Genomic DNA, 4,151 nt, shown 5'->3' with positions numbered 1-4,151 from the left:
TCCGCCTGGCCACCGCAGCGCCATGCCCGCTCAAGGCGATCAAGCCCCGCGCTCGATGCCGGCGAACAGCCGATAGGCCGGATTCTCGCTTTCATCCCAGAAGGGATAGCCGAGATCGGTCAGCAGCTCGGTGAACTCGGCGTCCTCGGCTGCGGGCACCTGAATCCCCATCAGCACCCGGCCATAGGCGGCACCATGGTTGCGGTAATGGAACAGGCTGATATTCCAGCGCCGCCCCAGCCCGGAGAGAAAGTTCAGCAAGGCTCCCGGGCGCTCCGGGAACTCGAAGCGGATCAGGCGCTCGTCGGTGACGCCGGAGGCATGGCCGCCGACCATGAAGCGGATATGCAGCTTCGCGGTCTCGTTATCGCTCATGTCGGTGACCTCGAAGCCCTTCTTCTCGATGCGCTCGAGCAGCTCGTGGCGCTCGGCGAGCCCACCGCCGAGTTCGACGCCGACGAAGACCACCGCCTGCTGGCGATCGGCATAGCGGTAGTTGAATTCGGTGATCTGGCGTTTGCCGAGCGCCTTGCAGAAGGCGAGGAAACTGCCTGGGCGCTCCGGGATCGCGACCGCGAACAGGGCCTCGCGGCGCTCGCCGAGTTCGGCGCGCTCGGCGACATGGCGCAGGCGATCGAAGTTGATGTTGGCGCCGCTCTCGATCGCGATCAGCGCGGCATCGCGCACGCCGGTGCGCTCGACGTACTGCTTGAGCCCGGCCACGGCGAGCGCCCCGGCCGGTTCGGCGATACCGCGGGTATCGTCGTAGATGTCCTTGATCGCGGCGCAGATCGCGTCGGTACTGACGAGCACCACCTCGTCGACGGTCTCGCGCGCGACGCGGAAGGTCTCCTCGCCGATCCGGCGCACCGCGACGCCATCGGCGAACAACCCGACCTCGGGCAGCAGCACCGGCGCATCGGCGGCCAGCGCCGCGTGCAGGGTCGGCGCCTCCTCGGGCTCGACGCCGACGATCCGCACCTCGGGATGGATCGACTTCACATAGGCGGCGATGCCGGCGATCAGCCCGCCGCCACCGACCGGAACGAAGACCGCGTGCGGCGGGTCCGGGTGCTGGCGCAGGATCTCCATGCCGATGGTGCCCTGGCCGGCGATGACATCCGGGTCATCGAACGGATGCAGGAACGTCAGCCCGCGCTCCTCGGCCAGGGTCATGGCGTGGCGATAGGCCTCGTCGAACGAATCGCCATGCAGGACCGCCTTGGCGCCCCAGTGGCGCACCGCGTCGACCTTGATGCCCGGCGTGGTCTTGGGCATCACGATCACCGCCTGCACCCCGAGCCGCGAGGCGCCCATCGAGACGCCCTGCGCATGATTGCCGGCCGAAGCGGCGATCACGCCCTGCTCGAGCGCGGCCGCCGGCAGATGGCGGAGCTTGTTGTAGGCGCCGCGGAGCTTGAACGAGAATACCGGCTGCAGGTCTTCGCGCTTGAGCAACACGCGGTTGCCGAGGCGTCGCGAGAGCCCCTTGGCGAGGGTCAGCGGGGATTCGATCGCGATATCGTAGACGCGGGCTTTAAGGATTCGCTCGATATAGGCGTGCAACATGGACAGTCGGCGTCGGGCCAGTGGAACAGCGGGGGGGAACGGGGGGAACGGCGGAAACCTGCAAAACGGGGCCAAACGGCGCAGGATACGACAGATCGGCGCGCAAGGCCTTTGCTATACTTCGCCTCCCTTCCCCATCCCCGACATTCATCCATCATCAACCAGCAATCGAGGAGCGGCCATGGACCCTGCACAGGATCAGGATCAGTTGAAGAAGCAAGCGGCGGAGGCCGCGCTGAGCCAGGTCGAGGGCGGCGTCATCGGCGTCGGCACCGGCTCGACGGTGAATCACTTCATCGACTTTCTGGCGACCGTCAAGGGGCGCATCGACGGGGCCGTTTCCAGTTCCGAGGCCTCGAGCGCGCGGCTTGCGCGGCACGCTATCCCGGTCCTCGACCTCAACGCCGTCGGCAGCCTCTCGCTCTATGTCGACGGTGCCGACGAGTCGAACCAGGCGCTGCAATTGATCAAGGGCGGCGGCGGGGCCTTGACGCGCGAGAAGATCGTCGCCGCCGCCAGCGAGCGTTTCGTCTGTATCGCCGATGAGAGCAAGCTGGTGTCGGTGCTCGGTGCCTTCCCGCTGCCGGTCGAGGTGATCCCGATGGCGCGCAGCTATGTCGCGCGCGAACTCGCCAAGCTCGGCGGCAACCCGGTCTGGCGCGAGGGCTTCACCACCGACAATGGCAACCTGATCCTCGACATCCACGGTCTGCACATCATGGAGCCGATGGCGCTGGAGCAGCGGATCAACAACATCGCTGGCGTGGTCAGCGTGGGCATCTTCGCCCTGCGCCCGGCCGATCTGCTGATCCTGGGCTCGGCCAGCGGCCCGCGCACAGTGACCGCTTAGCGCCTGGTCATTTCGTTGGAACGCTCTTTATGCGTTCCGGACCCCTTTCAGCCAGTGCACTTCAGCGTCATCGGTTTTTCTTCGCCGGCTTCCGCCCCGGGCGGTCGTGATCGGCCCCCGACGGGCCGGAATCCCACGGGCCGGACCTGGGGCCCTTGGATCGCTGTCGGCGCTCGGTGCCTGTGGCCGCGTCTTCTGCCGCGCCGGCCTCGCTGCGCGTGAGTTCGAGCGCGCGCCCGCAGACCCGCACCTTGCGCAGATCCTGCAACAGCTCGCGCGGCATGCCGGTGGGCAGGTCGATCAGGCTGAACTCCTCGTGGATATCGATGCGGCCGATATGACGCGCGTCCAGGCCCGCCTCGTTGGCGATGGCACCGACGATGTTGCCCGGCTTGACGCCGTTGCGATGACCGACGGCGATGCGGAAACGCTCCATGCCTTGATCCGGGCTCGATGGTGGCCGGCGTTGCTGGCGCGGACGCTCGTCGTCATCGCGGCGTGGGCCACGGCCGCGCTCGGGGCGCTCGCGCGAGCGCTCGGGTCGCTCCGGCGCGGTCAATAGCAGTGGCTGATCGCCGATCGAGAGCTTGGCGAGCGCGGCGGCGATCTCGACCGCCGGCACATCGTGCTCTTCCTGATATTGCTCGATCAGGCCCTGCATGAAGCCGAGTTCGCCGGCGCCGAGGGTGTCGGTGATGCGCTGCTTGAAGTCGGCGATGCGCTTGTTGTTGACGGTCTCGGTCGAGGGCAGGGTCAGCGGCTCGATGCGCTGGCGCGTGGCGCGCTCGATGGCGGCGAGCATGCGTCGCTCGCGCGGAGCGACGAAGAGGATCGCCTCGCCGGCGCGGCCGGCGCGCCCGGTTCTGCCGATGCGATGGATATAGGCCTCGGTGTCATAGGGGATGTCGTAGTTGACGACATGGCTGATGCGCTCGACATCGAGCCCGCGCGCGGCGACATCGGTGGCGACCAGGATATCCAGCGCGCCGCTGCGCAATTGATCGACCATCTGCTCGCGCTGTTGCTGCGGCATGTCGCCATTGAGCGCGGCGGCGGTCCAGCCGCGCGCGCCGAGGCGGGTGGCGAGTTCAGTGGTCGCGGTCTTGGTGCGCACGAACAGCAACAGCCCGTCGAACGGCTCGACCTCGAGGATGCGGGTGAGGGCATCGAGCTTGTGCATGCCGCTGACCAGCCAATAGCGCTGACGGATGGTCTCGGCGGTGGCGGTCGCGGCCTCGATGCTGATCGACTTCGGGTCGTTCAGGTGGCGCTGGGCGATGCGCTGGATCTGGCTCGGCAGGGTGGCCGAGAACAGTGCGATCTGGCGTTGCGGCGGGGTCTGCTCCAGGATCCATTCGACATCGTCGATGAAACCCATGCGCAGCATCTCGTCGGCCTCGTCTAGGACCAGCGCCTGCAACGCGTCCAGGCGCAGGGTGCCCTTGCGCATGTGATCCATGATCCGGCCCGGAGTGCCGACCACCAGATGCACGCCGCGTTTGAGCTGGCGGATCTGGCCGCCATAATCGGAGCCGCCGTAGATCGGCAGTACATGGAAGCCGCCGAGCGCGCTGGCGTAGCGCTGACAGGCCTCGGCCACCTGCAGGGCCAGCTCGCGGGTCGGGGTCAGCACCAGCACCTGGGGCGTGCGCTGGGCCAGGTCGATGCGCGCCAGCAGGGGCAGCGCGAAGGCCGCGGTCTTGCCGGTGCCGGTCGGCGCGTGGCCGAGCAG

The 4,151-nt window shown here is 67.8% G+C and carries 3 protein-coding genes; 1 reads left to right on the top strand and 2 read right to left on the bottom strand.

Annotated features, from left to right (window positions below; genetic code table 11):
• Positions 1–39: 39 nt before the first annotated feature.
• The gene (gene ilvA, locus ACLFQI_RS12070; RefSeq protein ID WP_410759663.1) at positions 40–1,569 is read right to left on the bottom strand and encodes a threonine ammonia-lyase, biosynthetic; all 1,530 of its coding nucleotides are present in this window, start codon (positions 1,567–1,569) and stop codon (positions 40–42) included.
• A gap of 181 nt (positions 1,570–1,750) precedes the next feature.
• On the opposite strand from ilvA, the gene rpiA reads away from it, so the two are divergent.
• Positions 1,751–2,419 carry a ribose-5-phosphate isomerase RpiA gene (rpiA, locus tag ACLFQI_RS12065; protein WP_410759662.1) on the top strand — a complete coding sequence of 223 codons (669 nt, stop codon included), beginning with the start codon at positions 1,751–1,753 and terminating at the stop codon, positions 2,417–2,419.
• A 67-nt stretch (positions 2,420–2,486) separates the two neighbouring features.
• Here the strand turns inward: rpiA and ACLFQI_RS12060 are convergent.
• Positions 2,487–4,151: DEAD/DEAH box helicase (locus ACLFQI_RS12060; RefSeq protein WP_410759660.1), on the bottom strand; the 1,665-nt coding region annotated here is incomplete at its 5' end.

The sequence above is a fragment of the Halochromatium sp. genome, from assembly GCF_046541315.1.
GTDB lineage: Bacteria > Pseudomonadota > Gammaproteobacteria > Chromatiales > Chromatiaceae > Lamprobacter.
This window is presented reverse-complemented; position numbering and strand designations above follow the sequence as displayed.